Source organism: Anianabacter salinae, assembly GCF_019061145.1.
GTDB lineage: Bacteria > Pseudomonadota > Alphaproteobacteria > Rhodobacterales > Rhodobacteraceae > Anianibacter > Anianibacter salinarum.
On the sequence record NZ_JAHQZS010000005.1, the window covers coordinates 263,473 to 287,094 of the forward strand.

23 protein-coding genes are annotated in these 23,622 nt (G+C 66.4%); 9 read left to right on the top strand and 14 right to left on the bottom strand.

Features of this window, described 5'->3' with window-relative positions; genetic code table 11:
* Positions 1 to 16: 16 nt before the first annotated feature.
* From KTJ87_RS14755 to KTJ87_RS14775, 5 genes are all read right to left on the bottom strand, one after another.
* Positions 17 to 1,159 (bottom strand): 3-deoxy-D-manno-octulosonic acid transferase, encoded by a 1,143-nt coding sequence (locus KTJ87_RS14755; protein WP_267140027.1) that lies wholly within the window; start codon positions 1,157 to 1,159, stop codon positions 17 to 19.
* The gene (locus KTJ87_RS14760) at positions 1,156 to 1,401 is read right to left on the bottom strand and encodes a DUF4170 domain-containing protein (RefSeq protein ID WP_267139904.1); all 246 of its coding nucleotides are present in this window, start codon (positions 1,399 to 1,401) and stop codon (positions 1,156 to 1,158) included. Before KTJ87_RS14760 ends, KTJ87_RS14755 begins: the two co-directional genes overlap by 4 nt.
* 122 nt (positions 1,402 to 1,523) lie before the next feature.
* Positions 1,524 to 2,297 carry a 3'(2'),5'-bisphosphate nucleotidase CysQ gene (locus KTJ87_RS14765; RefSeq protein WP_267139905.1) on the bottom strand — a complete coding sequence of 258 codons (774 nt, stop codon included), beginning with the start codon at positions 2,295 to 2,297 and terminating at the stop codon, positions 1,524 to 1,526.
* Positions 2,290 to 3,636 carry a TldD/PmbA family protein gene (locus KTJ87_RS14770; RefSeq protein ID WP_267139906.1) on the bottom strand — a complete coding sequence of 449 codons (1,347 nt, stop codon included), beginning with the start codon at positions 3,634 to 3,636 and terminating at the stop codon, positions 2,290 to 2,292. Before KTJ87_RS14770 ends, KTJ87_RS14765 begins: the two co-directional genes overlap by 8 nt.
* A gap of 180 nt (positions 3,637 to 3,816) precedes the next feature.
* Complete coding sequence (locus KTJ87_RS14775; RefSeq protein ID WP_267139907.1) at positions 3,817 to 5,301, bottom strand: DUF2125 domain-containing protein; 1,485 nt, start codon at positions 5,299 to 5,301, stop codon at positions 3,817 to 3,819.
* Between the two features lie 149 nt (positions 5,302 to 5,450).
* On the opposite strand from KTJ87_RS14775, the gene KTJ87_RS14780 reads away from it, so the two are divergent.
* The 4 genes from KTJ87_RS14780 (at position 5,451) to KTJ87_RS14795 (ending at position 8,619) form a co-directional block, all read left to right on the top strand.
* Positions 5,451 to 6,206: an SDR family oxidoreductase gene (locus KTJ87_RS14780; RefSeq protein WP_267139908.1), complete on the top strand. Its 756-nt coding sequence runs from the start codon at positions 5,451 to 5,453 to the stop codon at positions 6,204 to 6,206.
* Positions 6,203 to 6,808 (top strand): enoyl-CoA hydratase/isomerase family protein, encoded by a 606-nt coding sequence (locus KTJ87_RS14785; protein WP_267139909.1) that lies wholly within the window; start codon positions 6,203 to 6,205, stop codon positions 6,806 to 6,808. Before KTJ87_RS14780 ends, KTJ87_RS14785 begins: the two co-directional genes overlap by 4 nt.
* An 85-nt stretch (positions 6,809 to 6,893) precedes the next feature.
* Entirely contained in the window at positions 6,894 to 8,069 is a 1,176-nt protein-coding gene (locus tag KTJ87_RS14790; RefSeq protein ID WP_267140028.1) for a TIGR03862 family flavoprotein, read from the top strand.
* Position 8,070: 1 nt separating this feature from the next.
* Positions 8,071 to 8,619 carry a pyridoxamine 5'-phosphate oxidase family protein gene (locus KTJ87_RS14795; protein ID WP_267139910.1) on the top strand — a complete coding sequence of 183 codons (549 nt, stop codon included), beginning with the start codon at positions 8,071 to 8,073 and terminating at the stop codon, positions 8,617 to 8,619.
* Here KTJ87_RS14795 and KTJ87_RS14800 read toward each other — a convergent pair.
* From KTJ87_RS14800 to KTJ87_RS14825, 6 genes are all read right to left on the bottom strand, one after another.
* Positions 8,616 to 9,536, bottom strand: a complete 921-nt coding sequence (locus tag KTJ87_RS14800) for a glutathione S-transferase family protein (RefSeq protein ID WP_267139911.1) — start codon at positions 9,534 to 9,536, stop codon at positions 8,616 to 8,618. The two genes, KTJ87_RS14795 and KTJ87_RS14800, sit on opposite strands and share 4 nt — an antisense overlap.
* A gap of 10 nt (positions 9,537 to 9,546) precedes the next feature.
* Complete coding sequence (locus KTJ87_RS14805) at positions 9,547 to 10,134, bottom strand: glutathione S-transferase family protein (RefSeq protein ID WP_267139912.1); 588 nt, start codon at positions 10,132 to 10,134, stop codon at positions 9,547 to 9,549.
* A gap of 65 nt (positions 10,135 to 10,199) precedes the next feature.
* Positions 10,200 to 11,225, bottom strand: a complete 1,026-nt coding sequence (holA, locus tag KTJ87_RS14810) for a DNA polymerase III subunit delta (protein WP_267139913.1) — start codon at positions 11,223 to 11,225, stop codon at positions 10,200 to 10,202.
* Positions 11,222 to 11,704 carry an LPS assembly lipoprotein LptE gene (gene lptE / locus KTJ87_RS14815; protein ID WP_267139914.1) on the bottom strand — a complete coding sequence of 161 codons (483 nt, stop codon included), beginning with the start codon at positions 11,702 to 11,704 and terminating at the stop codon, positions 11,222 to 11,224. Before lptE ends, holA begins: the two co-directional genes overlap by 4 nt.
* Positions 11,691 to 14,399, bottom strand: coding sequence for a leucine--tRNA ligase (leuS, locus tag KTJ87_RS14820; protein ID WP_267139915.1), 2,709 nt, complete (start codon positions 14,397 to 14,399; stop codon positions 11,691 to 11,693). Before leuS ends, lptE begins: the two co-directional genes overlap by 14 nt.
* A 92-nt stretch (positions 14,400 to 14,491) precedes the next feature.
* Complete coding sequence (locus tag KTJ87_RS14825) at positions 14,492 to 15,016, bottom strand: DUF3576 domain-containing protein (protein WP_267139916.1); 525 nt, start codon at positions 15,014 to 15,016, stop codon at positions 14,492 to 14,494.
* Positions 15,017 to 15,265: 249 nt separating this feature from the next.
* Here KTJ87_RS14825 and KTJ87_RS14830 point away from each other — a divergent pair, with 249 nt between their 5' ends.
* The 4 genes from KTJ87_RS14830 (at position 15,266) to thpD (ending at position 20,062) form a co-directional block, all read left to right on the top strand.
* Positions 15,266 to 16,270, top strand: coding sequence for a porin (locus tag KTJ87_RS14830; protein WP_267139917.1), 1,005 nt, complete (start codon positions 15,266 to 15,268; stop codon positions 16,268 to 16,270).
* A gap of 115 nt (positions 16,271 to 16,385) precedes the next feature.
* Positions 16,386 to 18,215, top strand: coding sequence for a tetratricopeptide repeat-containing sulfotransferase family protein (locus tag KTJ87_RS14835; RefSeq protein ID WP_267139918.1), 1,830 nt, complete (start codon positions 16,386 to 16,388; stop codon positions 18,213 to 18,215).
* Between the two features lie 3 nt (positions 18,216 to 18,218).
* Positions 18,219 to 18,872, top strand: a complete 654-nt coding sequence (locus KTJ87_RS14840) for a YggS family pyridoxal phosphate-dependent enzyme (RefSeq protein WP_267139919.1) — start codon at positions 18,219 to 18,221, stop codon at positions 18,870 to 18,872.
* 257 nt (positions 18,873 to 19,129) lie between these two features.
* Positions 19,130 to 20,062, top strand: coding sequence for an ectoine hydroxylase (gene thpD / locus KTJ87_RS14845; protein WP_267139920.1), 933 nt, complete (start codon positions 19,130 to 19,132; stop codon positions 20,060 to 20,062).
* 4 nt (positions 20,063 to 20,066) lie between these two features.
* Here the strand turns inward: thpD and KTJ87_RS14850 are convergent, their stop codons facing one another.
* From KTJ87_RS14850 to ribA, 3 genes are read right to left on the bottom strand one after another with little or no spacing between them, the layout of a single operon-like run.
* Complete coding sequence (locus KTJ87_RS14850; protein WP_267139921.1) at positions 20,067 to 20,561, bottom strand: L,D-transpeptidase family protein; 495 nt, start codon at positions 20,559 to 20,561, stop codon at positions 20,067 to 20,069.
* Positions 20,558 to 21,559 carry an LLM class flavin-dependent oxidoreductase gene (locus KTJ87_RS14855; RefSeq protein WP_267139922.1) on the bottom strand — a complete coding sequence of 334 codons (1,002 nt, stop codon included), beginning with the start codon at positions 21,557 to 21,559 and terminating at the stop codon, positions 20,558 to 20,560. The genes KTJ87_RS14850 and KTJ87_RS14855 overlap by 4 nt, the downstream gene beginning before the upstream one ends.
* A 46-nt stretch (positions 21,560 to 21,605) precedes the next feature.
* A complete protein-coding gene (ribA, locus tag KTJ87_RS14860) occupies positions 21,606 to 22,694 on the bottom strand; it encodes a GTP cyclohydrolase II (RefSeq protein WP_267139923.1) in 1,089 nt (362 codons plus the stop codon).
* Between the two features lie 142 nt (positions 22,695 to 22,836).
* Here ribA and KTJ87_RS14865 point away from each other — a divergent pair, with 142 nt between their 5' ends.
* The gene (locus tag KTJ87_RS14865) at positions 22,837 to 23,523 is read left to right on the top strand and encodes a response regulator transcription factor (protein ID WP_267139924.1); all 687 of its coding nucleotides are present in this window, start codon (positions 22,837 to 22,839) and stop codon (positions 23,521 to 23,523) included.
* Positions 23,524 to 23,622 lie beyond the last annotated feature (99 nt).

Below are 23,622 nucleotides of genomic sequence, written 5' to 3' on the forward strand. Positions count from 1 at the left end.
TCCCAGAACCCGGGGCTCACAGGACCCCGCGGTCTTCCAGCGCGGTCAGGATCAGATCGTTGAGCCTGTCCGTCAGCTCCGCGCCGGTGGTCGCCACACGCCAGGCCGATTGCGCCATCGCCGCTGCGACGTCGGATGCCAAGAGCGCCTCGACCGCCGCGCCGAACTCCGGTGCGTTGCGCACCAGCCGCGTGGCACCGGACGCGGCAAGGCGGCTGTAGGCCTGCCGGTGCGCCCGCACGTTCGGCCCGTGGATGATTGCCGACCCAAGCGCGGCGGCCTCGAAGGGATGCCGCTCTGTCTCGCCGCTCAGCGTGCCGCCGATATAGGCGATGGGCGAGAGGCGATACCAAAGCCCCATCTCGCCGTCGCTGTCGGCAATGTAGATCTGGGTCTCGCGGTCCGGCTCTTCGCCCAGCGAGCGCAGCGCGATGTCCCAGCCCGCCGCGCGCAGGGTGTCCGCCATCTCGGCGCCGGTCCCGGCCATGTCGGGGGCGATGATCGTCAGAAGCCTGTGACTGCGTTGCAGCCCGGTGCGCACGGCGTGCTGCACCGCGTCCAGCTCGGACGGGACAAGACCCGCCGCCAGCCAAACGGGCCGCCCGGCGATCGTCAGGGACAGGCTGTCGCGGTCGGAGTCGCTGCACGGAAGCGGCGCCGGGCCTTCCTCGATGAACCCTGCGGAGGGCGACACGGGCACATCGCCCGCGATGCGCTTCATCAGCACCTGCGCCGCGTCGTCGCCGGGCAGGATATGGGCGAACCTTGCCATCAACCCGCGCGCCGTGCCCTTGCGCCAGCGCCATGGCCGGGGATCGGGGCGCGCGGTGCGGGCGTCGGCCAGGATCAGGGGAATGCGGCGGTCATGCGCCATCGTCAGCAACTCGGCCCGAAGGTCACATTCGGTCCAAAGCCCGATGTCGGGGCGCCATGTATCGAGGAACGCACGCACCTCGCGGTCCTTGTCGGGCGGAACCGGAGCAGACAAGACGCCATCCGGCAAAGCGACGGGGGAAGCTTCCGGGCCGGTCAGAAGAACGGTGATCTCGGGATGAAGACCGCGCAGCCGCGCCGCGTATTCCACGACCGCACCCGGGGCGGCGACCGTCCCGGTGTGGATCCAGACAAGCGGGCCGCTCGGTCGCTGCGGGGTCGTCAGGTGCCAAGCTCCTCGGTGGGCGAGGCGGGCGTTTCCTCGTCCCGCAGGCGGTGCAGGTGGGCGATGAAATAGCGTGTGTGTGCGTTGTCCACCGTCCGCTGCGCCTCGCCTCTCCATGCATCGTAGGCGGTGGCATAGTCCGGGTAGATGCCGACGATGTGAATGTCGTCCACGTTCTTGAACTGGTTCTTCGTGGGATCGACAAGCTCGCCGCCGAAAACGAGGTGTAGGCGCTGGGTCATGGGCTGCTCCGCAGGTCTGGTCCGCTCGGGCAAGACGTTAGACGAGCGCGCACCGGGGGGAAAGGGGGCGCGGCGGGGCTCTTGCGCGGGATATCCCTGCCGGGGCACCACCGGATCGACCGTCAGGCGCCGTTTGCCCCCGAGACCACGCCTTGCCACACTGCCTTGCCGCCGCAGACCACTCCGGGCGTCAATGCGGCGGGCGAATTGAACTGCAGCGCAGCGCCAAAGCGATCGGATACCGCCGCCCCGGCCTCGGCGGCGATCAGCGCCCCGGCGGCGATGTCCCATTCCCAGGCGTCGCGGAAGGTGATCATCGCGTCGTATCGACCTTCGGCGACAAGGCACATGCGGTAGGCAAGCGACGGGCGGAAATGGCGGCTCACGTCCGGCACGCCGCCGGGCCAGTGGTGTGGTTCAAAGGCGGCCTTGTTGGCAAGCACGCGGGCGCCGGTCAGGCTGTCCGGCGTGCTGGCACGGATCGCCGCGTTGTTGAGCATCGCCCCCTCACCCGAAGCGGCCGAGAACAGCCGGTCCTTCGCGGGCAGGAAGACGGCAGCAGCGACCGGCACGCCGTCTGTCACGACGGCCAACGACAGCGCCCACGTATCCTCGCCCGCGACATAGGCGCGGGTGCCGTCGATGGGATCGACGACAAAGACGCTGCGGCGGGACAGGCGGGCGGCATCGTCGGGGGTTTCCTCGGACAACCAGCCATAGTCGGGGCGCGCCGCTGTCAGATGCGCCTTGAGCGCGGCATCGACCGCATAGTCGGCTTCGGACACCGGCCCGGCGCCGTCGTCCTTGTGCCAGACGGTCTGGTCGGTCTTCCAGCGGTCCAGCGCCAGCGGCGCGGCGGCGCGCGCCGCCGCGATGAGCAGGCCAAGGTCATTCACCGGCGAGCGTCAGCCCCTCGACCAGCAGCGACGGAACGACGCGCGACAGATGCAGGCGTGCATCATTGGCGGGCACGATCGTCTTCAGCATGTCCCGCAGGTTCCCGGCGAGGGTGCATTCGTTGACCGGATAGGCGATCTCTCCGTTTTCGATCCAGAAGCCCGAGGCGCCGCGCGAATAATCCCCGGTGGTCGGGTTGATCGACGAGCCGATCAGCGAGGTGACCAGCAGCCCCGTTCCCATCTCGCGCATCAGGTCTTCGCGGCTGGCTGTGCCTTGCGTGAGGGCAATGTTGCCAGTGCTGGGGGACGGCGGCGACGACGGCCCGCGCGCGGCGTTGCCGGTGCTGTCCATGCCCAGCTTGCGCGCCGTGGCAAGGTCGAGCACCCAGCCGGTCAGCGTGCCGTCCTTTACGATGTCGCGGGCACGGGTCGGCAGACCTTCGGCGTCAAAGGGGCGCGAGCCCGAGGCGCGGGTGCGGTGCGGGTCTTCGGTCAGCGACAGATGCGCGGGAAGAACCTGCGCGCCGTTCAGGTCCGACGCCCAGGACGATCCGCGCGCAATGGACGCGCCGTTGATCGCCATCAGCAGATGCCCGATCAGCCCCGACGAGATGCGTTCGTCATAAAGCACCGGGTAGGCGCCGGTTTTCGGGCGGCGCGGATTGGCGCGGGCGGCGGTGCGCTCGCCTGCGATGCGGCCTATTTCCTCTGGCGACAGCATGTCCGAGCGATAGATCCGGCCATCGCCGAAATAGTCACGCTCCATGCCCGTGCCTTCGCCGGTGATGGCGACGCAGGACAGCCCGCTGTCGGTGCGCGAATACCCCCCTGCAAAGCCGTTGCTGGCAGCAAGGTAAATGTTGCGGCGGCCATACCCGGCAGAGGCGCCCTGCACCTGCGCGACGCCTTTCACGACCAGCGCGGCTGCCTCGGCGCGGCGCGCCTCGTCTTCCAGATCAGCCGGGCTCGGCTCGGGCGCAGGGTCTGCAAGATCCAGCGCGGCGACGTTCCAGTCGCGGGACAGCTGGCCGGGATCCGCCAGCCCGATATACGGGTCTTCGGGCGCCTCGCGCGCCATCGCGGCGGCACGTTCGGCCATGGTGCGGATCGTGTCGGGGCGGGTGTCCGACGCCGAGACGCAGGCCTGCCGCTGCCCGATCAGCACGCGCAGGCCGATCTCGATGCCCTCGGACCGCTCGGCATGTTCCAGCGCGCCTTTCAGCACGTCGATCGACAGCGACGTTCCATCGACGGCGATGGCGTCTGCCTGGTCGGCGCCCGCGGCGCGGGCCGCGTCCAGAAGTGCGGCGGTAAGGTCTTGCAGCCGGTCGGCCATGTCTGCCCTTTCGGAAGGTCAATGGCGTGGAGGTAGTCCGTGCCACGGTCGCGTGCAAGGCAGGGGCCCTGCCGACACGCGCGCCCATTGCCGGAGAAACCGGGGACGCCTGAACGGGCCGTTGGCACGCGTGGTCGGCCTGGGGAGTGCGGGTGCCCCGGTTTCGGGGCACCCATTGGATCACTGAAGCTGTTGGCCGTTGGCAAAGATGCTGCCGTCCGGCTGCACCTCGATTGTGGACACCAGCGTATCCTCGCCTTCGCCCGGCTGGGCGAACAGGCCCATGAACATGCGGGCGGCCATCGCCTGTTCCTGCGGGACAAAGCCCATGGCGACCAGCGTGTCCAGCAAGGCGACGCCGCCGACAAGCTGCAGGTCGACCTGCCCGTCCGGCGCGGGCATGCCGTCGAAGGTCTCGGTGTCCGAGTTGTCGAAGGTAAAGCCGCCGGTTCCGGTCAGTTCCGCACCGGCAAGGGACAGGGTCAGGGTGTCGAGGTTCAGCGCGGACAATTCGCCGGGCACTTCGGCCTCGTCCATCGCCTCGGTGTCAAAGATGTTCTGCAGCCAGCGCGCTTGTCCGCTGACCTCGATCAGCAGTGTCGCGGGATCGCGCGGAAGCTGGCCCGCGGGATCGAACACGCCCCAGATCATGTCGCTGATGGTCAGCCCGGACAGGTTCACAAGCGCCGAGAACGGTTCCGGCTCTGCCGTCTCGGTCACCGGGATCGAGATTCCGATGCCGATTTCCTCAAGGTTGGCAGTGACCTCGGGGAACGGAATCTCGTCGCCCGATACTGTCATGGAGACGGCGGTGTTGGACACGTCATAGACCAGCCCGTCTTGCGAAATGGCCAGCTCGAAGCGGCCCGATGCGGCGGCGCCCGCCAGTTGGAACGCCTCGTCCCCGGTCGCCGCGATGTCGTAGGACGCCTCTCCGTGCGTCACGAGGGTTTCCGTCACGAACCCCGCGTCGATCATCGCAGCCATGTCATCCGATTCGATCTGCGGCAACACGGCGGCCGATGTCACGTTGATGTCCGCCGCGGCGCCCGTCAGCGCAAACTCGCTCCCGTCATCGGTGCCGGTCACGGACAAGAGCGCGCCGCCTGCCGTGATCTCTCCGGCAAGTTCGGTAAGATCGCCCGCAACGGTGCTGTAGCCTGCGTCGACGTCGGTCAGTCCGAACTCGATCAGGCCATCAGTCAGGCCGTCTTCCTCGTTCGGTGGAACGATGCTGGCGGTGATCGCATCGGCGGTGATCGCGTAATCGATGCTGCCGGGATCGCCCGAGGCAAGCATCATCATGTTGCTTTGCTCGATCGCGATGGAAGTTTCCAGCGTCTCGCCGTCCACGGTGGTCGTGGTCTGCATCGTGTAGGACGGCGACATCTCGATACTGACGGTGCCGTCGCCGTTTTCGGTAAAGGTCACCTCGTCGATGGCGCCGTCTAGCGTCATGTCGTCGGTGTCTTGCGTGATCGTGACGCCGGACACGGTCAGCGTCGCGCCGGACATGTCCTCGGTTTCAGCGGCGACGGTCTGGCCGACAGAGGCGGACAGCTCTTGCCAACTGGTCCAGACATCCTGTGCGGAGACATCGGCGGCGGCGGGTGCGGACAGACCGGCAAGCGCGGTCGTGGCGCAGAGAAAAAGACGATAGGTCATGGCAGATCCTGGGTTTTGAGGGGCAGCGAGCGCGCACAGCTTCGGTTGCATGTCGATTCCGGTCAACCCCGGGCACGGGATCAGGGGCGGCGTCTGGCGCAGGCCGCCTTTGCGCGTTACCTGTGGCACCGATATGCGGAGACGATGACATGACGGACCTGAACGGAAAAACGGTGCTGATCACCGGGGCCAGCCGCGGCATCGGCGCGGCATCGGCCGAGGCTTTTGCAGCGGCGGGCGCGAACGTGGTGCTGGTCGCGCGCAGCGAAGGCGCCATCACCGAGATTGCGGGACGGATCGGCAAGACCGCGCTTGCGGTGCCCTGCGACGTGTCCCGCTTTGGCGATGTCGAGGCTGCGGTCAAGGCCGCGGTCGATACCTTCGGCAGGCTCGACGTGCTGGTGAACAATGCCGGGGTGATCGAACCGATCGCGCGGATGGCGGACAGCGATCCCGATACCTGGGGGCACGCTCTCGATATCAACGTCAAGGGCGTCTATCACGGGATGCGCGCCGCGCTGCCGGTGATGTTGGGTGCGGGCGGCGGCACGGTGCTTACAGTGTCATCCAGCGCCGCGCATGGCCCGGTCGAGGGATGGTCGCACTACTGCACGTCCAAGGCGGGGGCGGCGATGCTGACCCGGATGCTGGACACCGAATACCGCGCGTCGGGCGTGCGCGCGATGGGCCTGTCGCCGGGCACCGTCGCCACGCAGATGCAGCGAGAGATCAAGGCATCCGGCATCAACCCGGTATCGCGGCTGGAGTGGTCCGATCACATTCCGCCTGAATGGGTGGCGAAAGCGCTGGTGTGGATGTGCGGCCCGGACGCCGACGCGCATCTGGGCGAGGAACTGGCGCTGCGCGATCCGGGATTGCGCGCCCGGCTGGGCCTGTCCGCGTGATCGCCTGTCAGCGCGACGGCGCGGTCTGGACGGCGCGGATCACCCGCCCGGACAAGGCCAATTCCCTGACCCGGGACATGCTGGAGACGCTGGCAGGCTTTGCCGAAGACGCGGCGGGCGCGGCGCAGGTGCTGATCCTGACCGGTGAGGGCCGCGTGTTCAGCGCGGGCGCGGACCTGGAACAGGCGCGCGAAGGGTTGGCCACCGATCCGGTCTGGGAACGGCTGTCGGGGGCTGTTGCAGCCTTTCCGGGGCTTTCCATCGCGGCGCTGAACGGCACGCTTGCGGGCGGCGCCTTCGGCATGGCGCTGGCCTGCGATCTGAGGATCGCGGTGCCGTCCGCCCGCTTCTTCTACCCGGTGATGAAACTGGGGTTCCTGCCGCAGCCGTCGGATCCCGGACGGCTGGTGACGCTGGTCGGCCCGGCGCGCGCGCGGCTGATCCTGATGGCAGGCGCCCGGCTCGATGCACCCGAAGCGCTGGCATTCGGCCTGATCGACCGGATCACCGAAGACCTCGAGACCACGCTGGCCGAGTTGACGGCGGACGCGGCTGCCGCCGACCCGGCACATGTAGCGGCGATCAAGCGGATGACGTGCTGATCCTTCTGGGTGGCAAGGAGGCCTGTCTTGCCCTGTGCAAGGCGGAAGCACGCACCGTGTTCAGACGGATAAGGGCAAGATGCACATGACGGATGCGCTGGTGATCGGGGCGGGGCCTGCCGGGCTGATGGCGGCCGAGGAGTTGGCGCGCGCGGGCCGCTCCGTGGTCGTCGCCGAGGCCAAGCCGTCGGTCGGGCGCAAGTTCCTGATGGCGGGCAAGTCGGGCCTGAACCTGACCAAGGATGAACCGCTTGCCGCGCTGACCGCTGCCTACGGCGTATCGCGCGCGGCGCTGTTGCCGATGCTGACGGGCTTTGACGCGAATGCGGTGATGCGTTGGGCAGAGGATCTGGGACAACCCGTCTTCACCGGATCGTCGGGGCGGGTGTTCCCGGCGGCAATGAAAGCCTCGCCGCTGCTGCGCGCATGGCTGCGGCGACTGGATGCGGCGGGGGTCGAGATCCGCACCCGCTGGCGCTGGACCGGGTTCGAGGACGACGCGCTGGCCTTCGACACGCCGGAGGGGCACCACCTGATCCGCCCGCGCGTCACGGTCCTGGCGCTGGGCGGTGCAAGCTGGCGGCGGCTTGGATCGGATGGCACCTGGGCGCCGTGGCTGGCAGCCCGCGGAGTGGACCTGACACCTTTCGCCGCCTCGAATGTCGGGCTTTCGGTCGACTGGTCGCCGCAGATGGCGCGGCATTTCGGGCAGCCGGTCAAGGGCGCTGCGATCCATACCGGCACCCGCACCGAGCGGGGCGAGTTCATCGTGTCGTCGAAGGGGCTGGAGGGCGGCGGCGTCTACATGGTCACGCCGGAAGCGCGCGGCGGGCAACCGCTTTCGCTCGACCTCAAACCCGATTGGACCGAGGCGAAGCTGGCGGAACGTCTTGCGGGGCCGCGCGGCAAGGCGTCGCTGACCAACTGGCTGCGCAAGGCGGCCGGTCTTGATACCGTGAAGATCGCTCTTGTGCGTGAATTCGGCGGGCCGCTGCCCGAGGGCGCGGCGCTTGCGGCGCGGATCAAGGCGCTGCCCCTTCGCCATTCCGGCCTTCGCCCGATGGACGAGGCGATCTCGACCACGGGGGGAGTCGCATGGGGCGCGCTGGACGAGCGCCTTATGCTCAAGGCCTTGCCCGGCGTCTTTGCGGCAGGCGAGATGCTGGACTGGGAGGCGCCGACGGGCGGCTATCTTGTCACGGGCTGTCTTGCGACCGGGCGCTGGGCGGGGCAGCATGCCGCCAGCTATCCCGGAGACTGACATGGCCCAGCAATTTCCCGCGCTCGACGACGGCCTGACCGACTGGATCGGCCGCCAGCATGTGTTCTTTGCGGCCAGCGCGGCGGCGGACAGCCGGGTGAACATCTCGCCCCGGCCAGCGCGCGATTTCCGGGTTCTCGGGCCGAACCGCGCCGGATGGCTGGACCAGACCGGCAGCGGCAACGAGACGGCAGCGCACATGCTGGCCGACGGTCGCCTGACGGTGATGTTCTGCGCCTTTGACGGGCCGCCGCGCATCCTGCGGCTCTATGGCCGGGGCACTGTCCATGCGCGCGGCAGCGACGGCTACGCCGCGCTGGTGCCGCAGTTCGACGAACGCCCTGGCGCGCGCGCCATCGTGACGATCGACTTCGACCTCGTGCAGACGTCCTGCGGCTATGGCGTCCCCGTCATGGACTACCGCGAGGATCGTCCGACGCTGGATCGCTGGGCCGAGACGAAAGGCGACGACGGCCTGCGCGACTACTGGTCAGAGCGGAACACCGTCAGCATCGACGGCCTGCCCACCGGCATCTCGGCGACGATCTAGTCCAGCGACCAGTCGATCACCGGCCCTTTCGGCACGATGCCCAGCGGATTGCGCAGCTCGGACGGCGAGAAATACCCGTACTTGTAGATGTCGAATTTTACCGTCTCGGAGACGCCGGGCATGTGGTAGATGCGCCGCGCATAGCGCCAGAGGTTGGGATAGTCGGTCAGCCGCCGGATATTGCACTTGAAGGCGTAGTGATACGCCACGTCGAAGCGCGCCAGCGTCGGGAACAGCCGCAGATCGGCCTCGGTAAACACGCCGCCTGCCAGCCAATCGTGGGTGGCAAGGTGGTCCTCGATCTTGTCCAGCGTCTCGAACAAAGCGGTGACGGCGCGGTCATAGGCGTCCTGGGTGCGCGCGAACCCGGCCTTGTAGACACCGTTGTTCACGGTGGAATAGATCAGCCGGTTCCAGTCCTCGACCTCGGGCGCCAGCCCGGCGGGCAACAGGTCCATCTTCGTGGACAGCGTGCCCAGCATCCGCACGATATCGGCGGATTCGTTCGACACGATCTGCTGCGTGGTCTTGTCGAACAGCACCGGGACGGTGACGCGCCCGGTATAGGCGGGGGACTGGCGGGCATAGACCTCGTGCAGGGCCGAAACCCTCAAGGCGCGGTCCGCATACTGGCCGCGCTTGTCGTAAATCCAGCCCTGATCGCTGCGCCGAGGCTTGGCGTAGGACACGCCGATCGCATCCTCAAAGCCCAGAAGCGTGCGCGCCAGAAGTGCGCGGTGGGCCCAGGGGCAATTCCACGCGGCGTAAAGGTGGTAGCGCCCCTTTTCCCAAGGGAACGGGCCATCCATCGTGATCCAGTGCCGAATGACCGAGGACGCCCGCCGAAACTCGCCCTCGCGGTCGGTGTCCGGCTTGGGATCATCGACAAGGTATTCGCCCTTGAGCATCAGTCCCATGAAAAGCCCTTCACGCCGCCAGCGCTGCCCTGAAAGCAGGGCGGTCCTGCAGACGCTTTACATAGGCGGCGAAAGCCTCGTTCTCGATGGGGAATTTCGCGCCTGTCGCCCAGGATCCGCAATGTGCGGCGATCAGGTCGGGCACGGTCATCATGTCGCCCATCACGAAGGGCTTGTCGCCCAGCTTTTCCATGAAGCGCTCGACGCTGGTGGCGAATTCCCACTTCAGGCTGTCCTTGATCTCGGGCACGCGCCGATCCTCGGGCAGGATAAAGCTGTGGCGCGCGGCGGTCCACAGGATCGCGTCCATCTCGTCCAGCACGAACTGCGTCACGCCGTCCTGCCGGGCGCGTTCGATCGTGCCCGGCGCGTGGGTCAGCGCCTGATGCTTGTCGGCCAGAAAGGTCAGGATCGCCGTCGAATCGGTCAGCGCGACCTCGTCCACCATCAGAACCGGGATCTTGCCCGACGAATGATGTGCCTTAACCTCGTCCGAGCGGGGCGCGGCATCGACATGCTCGTAGGTCTGCCCAAGCTCCTCGAGCATCCACATCACGCGAAGCGTCCGGCTCTTCTTGCCGCCGATGACCTTGTACATTGCCGTCTCCGTTTGCCGAATGTTGGGGATGTGAGGCGAGATCGCCCGAAGAGTCCAGTCGTGCGTCAGCGCGCCGCCAGCACCGACAGCCGCAGGAAGCTGCGTTCGACCAGCGCCATCTGCGGCGCGCGCTGCGCGGCAGAGCGCAGGTGCAGGTCAGTGTCGATCAGCACCTGAAGCGCTTGTTCCAGCCTCGGAACGCCCCAGCGTTGCGCCTGCCGTATCATGCGGTCGCGGCGGGGTCCGAAGACCGGCGGGCGGGCGCGCGCAAATCCCGCCGCGGGACCGCCCGGATCGGCGGCGGCAGCGTATAGCGCGCGAAAGTGCCGGGTCGCCATGATGACAAGCGTGACGGGCGCAACGCCCTGACCCTCAAGCCGCTGCATCAACGGGCCGATGCTTGCGGTTTCCGCCTCGGCCACGACGTTCAGCATGTCGTCGGTGTCGGCGTCGATGGTGGCGGGGGCGGACAGGTTCACCTCGGCCACGGTCAAGGGCGTGCTGTCGTTCAGCTTGTAAAGCGCTATCTTTTCAAGTGTTTGCCGGAAATCTCCGGGGTCGAGCGCCTGCGCCAGTGCCGTCAGCGCCGACATGGTGTCACCGGGAATCGCACGCAGCCCCGCGCGGGCAAGCTCTGCCTCGATCTCGTCGCGGGTCGGCGGGGTGTCGTAGATGCCGATGGCCACGGCGGATCGGTGCTGTTCGAACACCTTGCGCAGCGCAGACTTGGCGTTCAGCGCGCCCGCCGTGACGACGATCTGCGCATCGCCCGGCTTCCACTCGGCAAGGGCCCCGGAAATGGTGTCGGTCAGGCCGTCTGTCGCATCCTCGACAAAGGCGACGCGCGGGCCGGGGAAGAAGCCTTGCGCCTTCACCGCGTCCAGCAAGAGCGCGGGTTCGCGGCGCAATTCGGCGGCAGGCATCCGGGTCAGACGCATTTCCTCGTCGCCGTTCGGGCCGACCAGCCGCGCGATCAGTTCCTGCCGCTTGAGCGCGACGCGCATCGCGTCCTGACCATAGATCAGCGCGCCCGTCGCACCGGGATCGGGTTTCGAGACATAGTGCCCCGCGTCGCGCGCCGACAGCTTCATCCCGGAAGGTCGAGCGCCAGAAGCCGGTTCACCGTGCGGTCCGCGAGAATCGTCATCAGCCGCTCTGTCGCGTCGCGCGCCGCCGAGGCGGTGGCAAGCTGCGTTCCGGTGGTGGAATATCCGGTAAAGCCACTGACCGTATCGCTAAGCACCGTTTCGCCTGTCGCTTCGTTGCGCAGGGTGATCTGCGCGGCGCCGGTCAGGGTGTAGCGGGTCGTCACGTCGGCGGCGGTGATCCCGATGCTCTGCGAGGTGACCGACAGGGCGTAATCCAGCGTGTATTCGGGGCTTGCAGGCCGCCCGATCCGCGCTTCGAGCGCATCGAGATAGATGAACTCGCTGCGGTTCACCGGATCGCGCGCCGCAACAGACGCCTGCAACGCGGTGCCGCTGCCGCCGGGCGCATAGACCGGCGAGAACCCGCAGGCGGCGAGGCCAAGCAGGGACAGGCAGGCGATACGGCGGCTAAATGACGACATTGATGATCCGGCCCGGCACAACGATCAGCTTTTTCGGCGTCGCGCCGTCCAAAGCCTTGACGACAGCTTCATCGGCCAGCGCCAGCTTTTCAACCTCTTCCTTCGGCATGTCCTTGGGCACCGTGATCTCGGACTTGCGCTTGCCGTTCACCTGGATCGGCAGCGTCACCGTATCCTCGACCAGCATCGCCTCGTCCGGCTTGGGCCATGGGGCGTTTGCAATCAGCCCCTCGCCGCCCAGATCGGCCCAGATTTCCTCGGCCAGATGCGGGGTCATCGGCGACATCAATTGCGCCAGCGTGCGGATCGCCTCGGTCTGCGCTGCCTTGGACGCCTTGGATTTCTGCAAGGTCGCGGTGAAGGCATAGAGCTTGGCGATGGCCGAGTTGAAACCGAACGAGTCGATGGCATTCGTCACGTCGCGGATGGTCTTGTGCATCTCGCGCAGAAGCGCGTCATCGCCGTCGCCTGCGCCGTCCTCCATGTCCTTGATCCGCGAGCACAGCGCATGAACGCGGCCCAGATGCCTGAACGCCGCTTCGGCGCCTGACGCGGTCCACTCCACATCCCGCTCGGGCGGGCTGTCGGACAAAACGAACCAGCGCGCGGTGTCTGCGCCGTAGGCGTCGATGATCGACACCGGGTCCACCACGTTGCGCTTGGACTTCGACATCTTGGCAGAGGGGATGACTTCCAGCAAAGCAGATGAAGTTGAAGGTGCCTGCGACGCATGGAACTCGTTGGAAATACTCGCCTTAAGCATAGAGAGTTGAAACACGTCGGTCGGCTCGACTCCTGCGTCTTCGACTGTCTTCCTAAGGAACGCACTTCGTACGCCATCGGCGTCGTTAAAAATGATCACGTCCTCGGGGAAGTGATAGACCGGGCGGCCCTGTGCATCCTTGGTCTGATAGATCTCGTGCGTCACCATGCCTTGCGTGAACAGCGCATCGAACGGCTCGATGGCGCTTTCCGGCAGGTGGCCGCAGATGTGCATCGCCCGCGCGAAGAAGCGTGAATACAGCAGGTGAAGGATCGCGTGCTCGATCCCGCCGATGTACTGGTCGACGTTCATCCAGTAGTCGGCATCGGCCCTATCCGTCGGCGTTTGTGCGTGCGGGGCGGTGAAGCGAGCGAAGTACCACGACGAATCGACGAAGGTGTCCATCGTGTCCGTCTCGCGCCGCGCAGGCTTGCCGCAGGCGGGGCAGGCAGTGTCGCGCCACGTCGGGTGGCGGTCGAGTGGGTTGCCCGGCACGGAAAAGTCGATCGGCGTGCCGCCTTCATCATAGGGCAGCTCGATCGGCAGGTTTTCCTTCTTCTCGGGCACCACGCCGCAATCGGCGCAATGCACCACGGGAATCGGGCAACCCCAATACCGCTGACGGCTAAGCCCCCAGTCGCGCAGGCGGAACTTGGTGACGCCCTGCCCGATCTGGCGATCCTCGCAAAAGGCGATTGCCGCGTCGATGGCGGTGTCTGCCGTCTGCGCCTCTCCGCCCGCGAAGCCGTTGATGTAGCGTACGGTTTCGGGCTTTGGCGGCACGTAGGCCGGTCCGCCGTCCTCGGGCAGGATGAACGTGCCTTCCTCGCCCATCGCGGGGACGTAGACGGATTTGACCGGCAACTCATACTTCCGCGCGAATTCAAGGTCGCGTTGGTCATGCGCCGGGCAGCCAAAGATCGCGCCGGTGCCGTAATCCATCAGGATGAAGTTCGCGATGTAGACCGGCAGCTGCCATGTCTCGTCGAACGGATGCGTCACGCGCAGGCCGGTGTCAAAGCCGCGCTTTTCCGCCTTTTCCAGCTCTTCCTCGGACGTGCCCATGCGGCGGCATTCGGCGTTGAAGGCCGCGATGTCCGCGTTCGACGCCTCAAGCTGCCGCGCCAGCGGGTGATCGGGCGAGATGCCGACGAAAGACGCGCCCATCAGGGTGTCGGGTCGGGTCGTATAGACCTCGACCTGTCCGAATCCCTCGGGCCCATCGACCACGTCAAAGGCGAACTGCAACCCGCGCGACCGGCCGATCCAGTTCTTCTGCATCGTCTTGACCTTGTCGGGCCAGGCATCCAGCCCGTCGATGGCGTCCAGCAATTCACCCGCGTGGTCGGAAATCCTGAAGAACCACTGCGTCAGCTCGCGCCGTTCCACCAGCGCGCCCGACCGCCAGCCGCGCCCGTTCTCGACCTGCTCGTTCGCCAGAACGGTCATGTCCACCGGGTCCCAGTTCACCACCGCGTTCTTGCGGTAGACGAGGCCCTTTTCGAGGAAATCGAGGAACATCGCCTGTTGCTGGCCGTAGTATTCCGGATCGCAGGTGGCGAATTCGCGGCTCCAGTCGATGGACAGGCCGAGCGGCTTCATCTGTGCGCGCATGTCGGCGATGTTGCCGTAGGTCCAGTCCTTGGGGTGGCCGCCGCGTTCCATCGCGGCGTTCTCGGCGGGCATCCCGAAGGCGTCCCAGCCCATCGGGTGCAGCACGCTGAACCCGCAGGACGCCTTGTAGCGCGCCACCACGTCGCCCATCGTGTAGTTGCGCACATGCCCCATGTGGATGCGCCCCGACGGGTAGGGGAACATCTCGAGCACATAATACTTGGGCTTGGCCGGATCGCGCCGCGCCGTGAAGGTGCCTGCCGCGTCCCAGGCGGCCTGCCATTTCGGTTCGATGTCCTTGGTGGAATAACGGCTCATCTGTCCTCGTGGTCCTTCACGACATGAAAACGCCGGGCTAGAGGGCCCGGCGCGGTGATACTTGGTGGACCCCGAAGGGTCCAGTGCGGCGATCAGAGGCGGGTGTCGCGCACCCGAAGCTGCCGTGCCCGCGTGAGAATCGCATCCTCGACCGCACGCACCGTCTGGGCACTGGCCGTCGCGCCCGACCGGGTCTGCAGCGACAGGTTCAGCGACCTTGCATCCAGCGCGGGGTCCTGGATCAGCACCGTCGCGCGGTAAGGCGTGCCGCCGCCGGGCGGAGCGCCAAAGCCGGTGACCAGAACGCCCGAGAACGGATCGGCCGACTGGATGGGCAGGAAATCGAGAACCTCCAGCGACGCGGCCCAGAGATACTTGTTCACTTCTATAGTGACGTTGGGATCATCGTTGTTGGCGAACAGATCGAAGATCGACCCGCGTTCCGCGCGTTCGCGGCGCTGGATCTCTGTCGGCGTATTCCGGCGCTGTTCCAGCACCGCGTCGCTGACGCCGGTATCGTCCGAGCGTTCCAGAAGACCGAACCGGTCTCCGCAGCCCGCAAGAGTCGCAAGAACCAGCGTCCCGCACATGAGTCTGATCGTAAGGCTCTGCCGCATGAGGCGCCCCCAGCACTTTCAAAAGGTTGGGTCGGTGTATCGCGCACAACCCTTTGCCACAAGGAGTTTTCATGGCAAAGCCGGTGCAGGCGCGTGGCACTACTGTGACATAGGTGCATCAATTCCGGCGGCATCGGGCAAGCGCCCCGGGGCCTTTCTTGCATTCAGGGGCGCTTGGGGCGACACAGCATCATACTCAAGTCGGAGCCTCCGGGTTGAGGTGCACCTTTTAATGAATGAGGGATAACCATGAAAAAGGTTCTCTTTGCTACTACGGCCCTGGTCGGCTCCGCAGGCATCGCGGCAGCTGATGTCGCCATCACCGGTTCGGCCGAAATGGGCGTCTACGGTGGCGCAGGTAACTTCGCTGGCGTGAACAACCCGCTGCAGTTCTTCACCGACATCGATGTCACGTTCACCATGTCGGGCACCACCGACGGTGGCCTGACCTTCGGCGCGTCGATCGATCTCGACGAGTCGGACGGTGCTGGCGCAGTCGGCGCTTCGCCGGCGTTTGCGCCTGCCACACAGGGCGGCGAGACCATCTTCGTCTCCGGTTCGTTCGGCACCCTGACCATGGGTGACACCGACGGTGCGTTCGACTGGGCGCTGTCCGAAGTCGGTATCGGCGGCACGCTGAACGACGATCACACGTCGCACCCGGGCTACAACGGCAACGCCGGTCTCGACGCCAGCAATGGCGGTGGCTACGTGATCACCCCCGGCTTCGAAGATCAAATCGCTCGCTATGACTACTCGTTCAACGGCTTCTCGTTCGCTGTCTCGGCTGCAGCGGTCGACACCGTTGTTGCTGCGGGCGCTCGCACGACTGTGATCGGCGTTGGTGCCAAGTACACGTTCTCTGGCATTTCGGCTGGCGACATCACCGTCGGCGCCGGTTACCAGGGCTCGGGTAACATCAACATCTACGGTGCGAGCATCGACGCGGCACTCGGCAGCGGCTTCCGCGCGATTGCGAACTATTCGCGTCTGGACGGCAACGGCGTGAACAGCGCGTTTGACTACAGCCACTACGCGCTCGGCCTTGGATACACCATGGGCGCAATCACCGTTTCGGCGAACTACGGGTCGTACAACTACGAAGCCGGTGCGAACTCGGACGGCTACGCGCTGGTTGCGAACTACAACCTCGGCGGCGGCGCGGTTCTTCAGGCCGGCTACGCGAACGGCACCACACGTGGTGTGGCTGCCGGAAACGAGCGTTACTCGTTCGGTATGGCGATGTCGTTCTGATCCATTCAGGACCATTCGATACGGAAAGAGCGGGCTTCGGCCCGCTCTTTTCTTTTGGGGGCATGGGACGCTAGGTAGACGCATCGACGATGCTCCTTGAGAGGCGAGGCTCCCCGTGATCCCGGTCAACCCGGCGCAAATCCCAAAGCTCTACGGCGACGCGATGGCGCTGCAATCCGCCGGGCAACTGGATGCGGCGCGCGCGCTGTATCTGCAGATCCTTGCCGTGCGTCCGCAGACCGCCGAGGCAGAGTTCCAGCTTGGCCAGATCGCTGTCCGGCAGGGGCAGGGGAACGAGGCGTTCGAACGCTTCCTTGCCGCGCTGCGCCTTAAGCCGGTGGAACCCGCGCTGTGGAAGGCGGTGCTGCCCCGGGTCGCGGGGCGGGACGACGTGCCAGAGGTGCTTGCCACGCTTGAAGGGATCGCCAGGGGTGCGGCCTTGCCGGATGCGCCACGGCAAGAGATCGCGCGCGCCATCGACGGGCTGCGCGCCTCTGCCCCGCCTGCACCCGTCGCCCGCCTGCGGGCGCTGGTCGCGGCGCGGGACGATGCTGGGGCCGCCGCGTTGGTCGAGGCGCTCGATGTCGCGGGGCTGGACAGTGCCGCGCGCGCCGCGATGCTGGAGGATCTGATCCGCGCCCGCCGCATGGACATTGCCGACCGCCTGCTCGCGCGGTGCCTCAAGGGACAGCGTCACGGCGCCGGTCTATTCCTGGATGCCGCGATGACCCGCAGCGCACAGCAGCGCGACGCCGAGGCGCTGCGCTTTCACGACAAGGCCATCGCCAAGGCGCCGGGCCACGGGGTGCCGCTGGGCCGCAAGGCCGCGACGCTGCAACGGCTGGGACGTTTCGACGAGGCGGAGCCGTTGCTGCGCAAGGCGCTGGCGATCGAGGCGGGCAATGACGCTCACCGCTATTTCTTGTCGGTCGGTCGCAAGTTCGCCGCGGACGATCCGCTGATCCCGGAATGGGAGACGCGGTTCGCTGCGCTGGACGCGGGCGACGTCAACCGCGCCTATCTTGGGTTTGCGCTGACCAAGGCGCTGGAGGACAGCAAGCAGCACGGCCGGGTGTTCACCTACTTGCGCCCCGCGAACGAGACCGTGCGGCGGCTGTATCCCTACGCGCGTGAGGGACGCGGCCGCGATCTTGCCGCGATCAAGGCTGCGTATGAAACGTTCGTCGAGCCGCGTCCGGTAGAGGGCCACGCAGGGTTCGCCCCGATCTTCGTCACCGGAATGCCGCGATCCGGAACCACGCTGGTCGAACAGATCCTCGCCAGCCATTCCGAGGTGACCGGCGGCGGCGAGCTTGGCTTTGCCCGCGCGGTCCTGTCCGAGGCGCTGATCGAAGGCGGGCGGTTCAAGACGCTTGGCGATCTGCCGAAGGGGCAGCTTGCCGCCTGCGGCGCCGAAACCGAAGCGGCGATGCGCGACCGCTTTCCGGGTGCGGCCCGGATCACGGACAAGAGCGTGCAGACCTACGCCTTGCTTGGCCCCATCGCGGCCGCCCTGCCGAACGCGCATTTCGTCATCGTGCACCGTGACCCGCGCGACCTGCTGCTGTCATGCTATCGCAACTTCTTTGAACTCGGGCAGCACCGCTTTGCCTATGACCTTGCCGATCTGGCGCATTACTACCGCTCTTTCCTCGACATCGTCGCCTTCTGGAAGGACCGGATGCCGGGGCGGATCCATGAGATCCGCTATGAAGACCTGATCGCCGCGCCCGAGGCCGAGACGCGCAAGCTGGTCGCCGCCTGCGGCTTGCCGTGGGAAGACCAGTGCATGACCTTCCACGAAAGCACGCGGCGGGTGGACACGCTGAGCCTCGCGCAGGTGCGCCAGCCGCTGTACAAGAGCTCGCTGAAGGCGTGGGAGCGGTATGGCGACGAGCTGCAAGAGTTGTTCGACGCGCTGGGCGACGCGCTGCCAAAGGAGTGAAGGATGGGATTGCAGGACATCGAAAGCCGCGTGCGCGCTGCGGAGCAGGCAGCCGGACGAGCGGAAGGCGAGGTGTCGCTGATCGCCGTGTCCAAGGTGCAGCCGCTGGACAGGGTCGAGGCGGTGCTGGGCGAAGGTCACAGGGTGTTCGGCGAGAACAAGGTTCAGGAAGCGCAGGGCAAGTGGCCCGCGTTTCGGGAACGCCTTGACGGGATCGAGCTGCACCTGATCGGGCCATTGCAATCGAACAAAACCCGCGCCGCGATGGAGTTGTTCGACGCGATCCACAGCGTCGACCGGCCCAAGCTGGCCAATGCCATCGCCCGTATCGCGCAAGAGGATGGCCGTTGCCCGGACCTGTTTCTTCAGGTGAACACCGGCGAGGAGAATCAAAAGGCGGGAGTCCTGCCCGCCGATGCAGACGTCTTCGTCGCAGAATGCCGGCGAATGGACCTGCCGGTGCGCGGGCTGATGTGCATTCCGCCCGTCGACGAGGAGCCGTCGCTGCACTTCGCGCTTCTGGCCAAGATCGCGGAACGCAACGGTCTTGCCGGGTTGTCGATGGGGATGAGCGCGGATTTCGAGACGGCGATAGCCCTTGGCGCGACCCATGTCCGGGTGGGATCGGCGATCTTCGGAGAACGCGCCTACGGCTGACAGCTGTTTTCAGGGCGCCCCTTGGCCCGTATACCGGCCTCGCCTGATCGCGCGCGTCCATGCCGTGACGGCAGTGTTCCCGCCTTGGAACCAAGTGTCGCAGGGCAGGGTTGCCGCATCAGGTGAGCGACGCGTTTGGCTGTCGCCCTGACATCAAGGATCGGTTGCGCAGCCCCAGGAGCGGCTGACGTCCCGAGGGAAACCCTGTTTCCAGCGATTGGCGCCGATCCGTTCATACGACTGACCGGAGGAGAGTCATGAATATCCAGACCAAGACCGACGTCTTCCAGGACATCTATCCCACCCGCCTGCGAGAGGGTGAGCGCCTGACCGAACGCACGGATCCCGTGCTCTGGTCCGATTGGACCGATGCGGCCCCGATCTCGAAGGACGAGGCCGACAGCTATTCCAGGAACGGCTATCTTGTGCGCCGCGACCTGTTCAGCCCCGAAGAGGTGAAGGCGCTGATCCACGCCTCTTCCGATCTGCGTGGGGGCGGGACGCGCATTTCGTCCGAGGATCTTGTGACCGAGCCTGATGGCGACGCGGTGCGCACGATCTTTCGCCTCGATCGGCATTCCTCGATCTTCTCGCGGCTGGCGCGCGACACGCGGCTGGCGGGAACGGCGCGGTTCCTGTTGGGCGATGACGTCTATCTTCACCAGTCAAGGCTGAACTACAAACCGGGCTTCACCGGCAAGGAATTCTACTGGCATTCCGATTTCGAGACCTGGCACGCCGAGGATGGCATGCCCCGGATGCGCGCGGTGTCGGCGTCGTTGCTGCTGACGGACAATTCCGAGGTCAATGGCCCGCTGATGCTGATCCCGGGCAGCCACAAGCACTTTATCGCCTGTCAGGGCGAGACGCCGGACGACAACCACAAGTCCTCGCTCAAGAAGCAGGAGGTCGGCGTGCCGTCGCAGAAGACGCTGGCCGAGATGGCCGAGCGCTTCGGCATCGACACGGCGACCGGCCCGGCGGGCACGCTGATCTTCTTCGAGTGCAACACGCTGCACGGGTCGAACGGGAACATCACGCCGTTCCCACGCTCGAACGCGTTCTTCGTGTTCAACGCGATGTCGAACGCGGTGACGCACCCCTTCGCGGCGCAGAAACCGCGCCCGGATTTCCTGGCCGAACGCGGCTCGCCCGAGCCGCTGAAGGTCACGAACGGTCGGATCGCGTGAGGCGTCAGGCCACGATGACCCGCGTGTCGTAGCCGATGCGCGGGGCGATCCAGCGCAGGTCATCCGGGCGCAGGGCGATGCAACCTGCCGTGGGGTGGCCGGGCTTGCGCCACTGGTGAATGAAGATCGCCGACCCGGCCCCGCGTTCGGCCTGCGGCCAGTTCCAATCCAGAATGAAAACAAGATCATAAAGCGGATCCGCGCGGCGGAGCCGTTCGTGGCTGTGCGGATAAGGCGCGCGAACCATGAGGTTGTAATCCTCATCGCGCGGATCATCCGACCACAGATCGCCCGGCAGGATCGGCACCGCCCAGTCGCAGGGTTGCGCCAGCCGGTCGGGGCGATACAGGCACCCGACGATGCGGTGAATGCCGCGCGGGGTGGCACCGTCGCCTTCGCGCTTGTCGTCCGTGATGCCGCCGCGTCCGATACTGCAGGGAAACACCCGCCCCCGGAACCGCAGCCCGCGCGGGGTCAGCACCATGTCGTTCGGCGTCATGCGGCGATGCTCGTCCCGATGTGCTGCATCGCGTCCGCCGCGATCTCGAACGACCGCAGCCGCGCGGCGTGGTCGTGGATCTGGCCCGTCAGGATCACCTCGTCGGGGGCATGTTCGTCGATCAGCGCCTGAAGCTGGCGCTGCACCGATCCGGGCGACCCGACGGCAGTGACCGACAGCGCCTCATCCACCGCGCGGCGGATGCCTGCGCCGATCTCGGCGTCGATGTCGCGCACCGGGGCGGGCAGCTTGCCCGGCTTGCCCATCCGCAGGCGCGCAAAGGCCTGCTGCATCGTGGTGCGCAAGTAAGCGCCCTCGGCATCGGTGTCGGCACCGAAGACGTTGATCGCCAGCATGAAATGCGGCTCTTGCAGGTGCTGCGACGGCTGGAAATACCGCCGGTAGGTCTCGCGCGCTTGCGTCAGCGCGGCGGGGGCGAAATGCGAGGCAAAGGCATAGGGCAGGCCGAAATGCGCCGCGACCTGTGCGCCATACAGCGACGACCCAAGAATCCAGAGCGGCACGTTGGTGTCTTGGCCGGGATGCGCGTTGATCGTCGCGCCGTCGCGTTCCGGTCCAAGCAACGCCAGAAGCTGCGCCACATCATCGGGAAAGCGTTCCGATTTCTCGGAACTCGCGCCAAGTGCGCGCATCACCGCCATGTCACCACCCGGCGCGCGTCCCAGCCCAAGGTCGATGCGCGGGCCGTGGATCGTGGCGAGCGTGCCGAACGCCTCGGCCACCGTCAGGGCGGCGTGGTTCGGCAGCATGATGCCGCCCGCGCCGACACGGATCGTCCTGGTGGCGTTGGCGACATGACCGATCAGCACGGCGGTCGCGGAGGACGCGATGCCGGGCATGTTGTGATGCTCGGCCAGCCAGTGGCGGTGATAGCCCCAACGCTCTGCGTGCTGCGCCAGATCGACCGTGTTGGCGATGGCGTCGGCGGCGGTGGACCCCTCGGGCACGGGGCAAAGATCGAGAACGGAATACTGCATGGCGATGCCTCCTGACCCTCAAGCTAGGGGTTCCGGCGGGCAGAGTTTAGAGGATGTGGCCGGATTTCTTCGCCTTGGTGTCGAGATACCGGGCGTTCAGCGGGTTCAGGCCGACCTTGAGGGGCACCCTTTCCGTCACCGTCAGCCCGTATGCGTTCATCATATCGACCTTGGCCGGGTTGTTCGTCAGCAGGCGCACCTGTGAAAACCCCATGCGCCGCAGGATGTCGGCGCCGATACGGAAATCGCGCTCGTCATCCTCGAACCCAAGGCGGTGGTTCGCCTCGACGGTGTCAAAGCCCTGATCCTGCAACGAATAGGCGCGCATCTTGTTGGCAAGGCCGATGCCGCGTCCTTCCTGGCTGAGATACAGCAGCACGCCCGATCCGTTCTCGCCCATCCGGGCCAGCGCGGCGCGCAGTTGCGGGCCGCAGTCGCATTTCAGGCTGCCCATCAGATCGCCGGTGAAGCAGGCCGAATGCAGCCGCGCCAGCACCGGCGCGCTGCGGTCGGGGCGGCCGATCTCGACGGCATAGTGTTCCTCGGCGCCGTCTTCGGGGCGGAAGACGTGCAGACGGCCCGCCTCGGACACCTCGAGCGGGACGCGGGCGCTGATGATGGAATGCAGCGGCGACAGCACGTCCGCCAGCGCCTCGGCATCGGCCAGCGCCACCTGCGTGAGCGCGTGATCTCGCGCCAGCGCGGCGGCATCGTTCAGTTCCAGCACCAACGCGGCGGGCAGCAGGCGCGATGCCTTGGCGAGCGCTATCGCGGCGCGGGCATAGCGCGCCTCTCCGCCGCGCGCGGTCGTCAACGGCCCCTTCATGGGCCGCGCAAGATCGTCGGCGGGGTCGGCGACTGCGGCGATCCAGTCGGCATCGGCGTCTTGCGGCACCTCGATCCGGGCCAGATCACCGTCGTAGACCCGCGCCTTGAGCGTGGCCGCCCGACGCGCCGTCACCGCCAGAACCGGCGCCCCAAGGCCCCGCAGATCGGCCAGCCGCGCGGGTGTCAGGGTTTCGGCAGCAATCACGATCGCCCCGGCTGCCCTGTCCGTCAGCACTACGGGCACACCCATCCGCAGGTCGGCGCGGGCGCGGGCAATGGTTTCAACGGGGCTGGGGTTAAGCGGCATCGGGCGGTCCTGACAGGCATCACGCCCTCAAATATGAAACAAACCGCCCCATGTCGACACGACCGCGTGATGCGCTTGCAGCATAGCTTGCCGGGGACGTGATTGCCTAACACTTCACTCCCACAAAGTTGAGGAGGCTTGAATGAGCAACCTGAAGAAAATCCTTCTGGTCGATGACGATGACGACCTGCGCGAGGCATTGAGCGAGCAGTTGGTGGACACCGACGACTTCGACGTGTTCGAGGCCGCCGATGGCCATGACGCGATGGAGAAGATCAAGGCCGGGCACTTCGATCTGGTGATCCTGGACGTCGGCCTTCCCGACACCGACGGACGCGAGCTGTGCCGCAAGATGCGAAAGCAGGGCGTCAAATGCCCGCTGATCATGCTGACCGGACACGACAGCGACAGCGACACGATCCTTGGCCTCGACTCGGGCGCGAACGACTATGTCACCAAGCCGTTCAAGTTCCCGGTGCTTCTGGCCCGCATCCGTGCGCAGCTTCGCCAGCATGAACAGTCCGAAGACGCGGTGTTCACGCTGGGTCCGTACACCTTCAAGCCCGCGATGAAGCTGCTTCTGACCGAGGACGAAAAGAAGATCCGTCTGACCGAGAAAGAGACGAATATCCTCAAGTTCCTCTACCGCGCGTCCGAAGGCGTTGTGCCGCGCGATGTGCTGTTGCACGAGGTCTGGGGCTACAACGCGGGTGTCACGACGCATACGCTGGAAACCCACATCTACCGGCTGCGTCAGAAAATTGAACCAGACCCGTCCAACGCGCGATTGCTGGTGACGGAGAGCGGCGGCTACAGGCTCGTCGCCTGATCGCGGTAAGAGTTTCTTGATCCCTGCCGTTGTAGGGATTGAAGGCGAAAGAACCCTCTCATGCCGGGGTTATGGCATGAACCTCCCTGTTGGACTGGC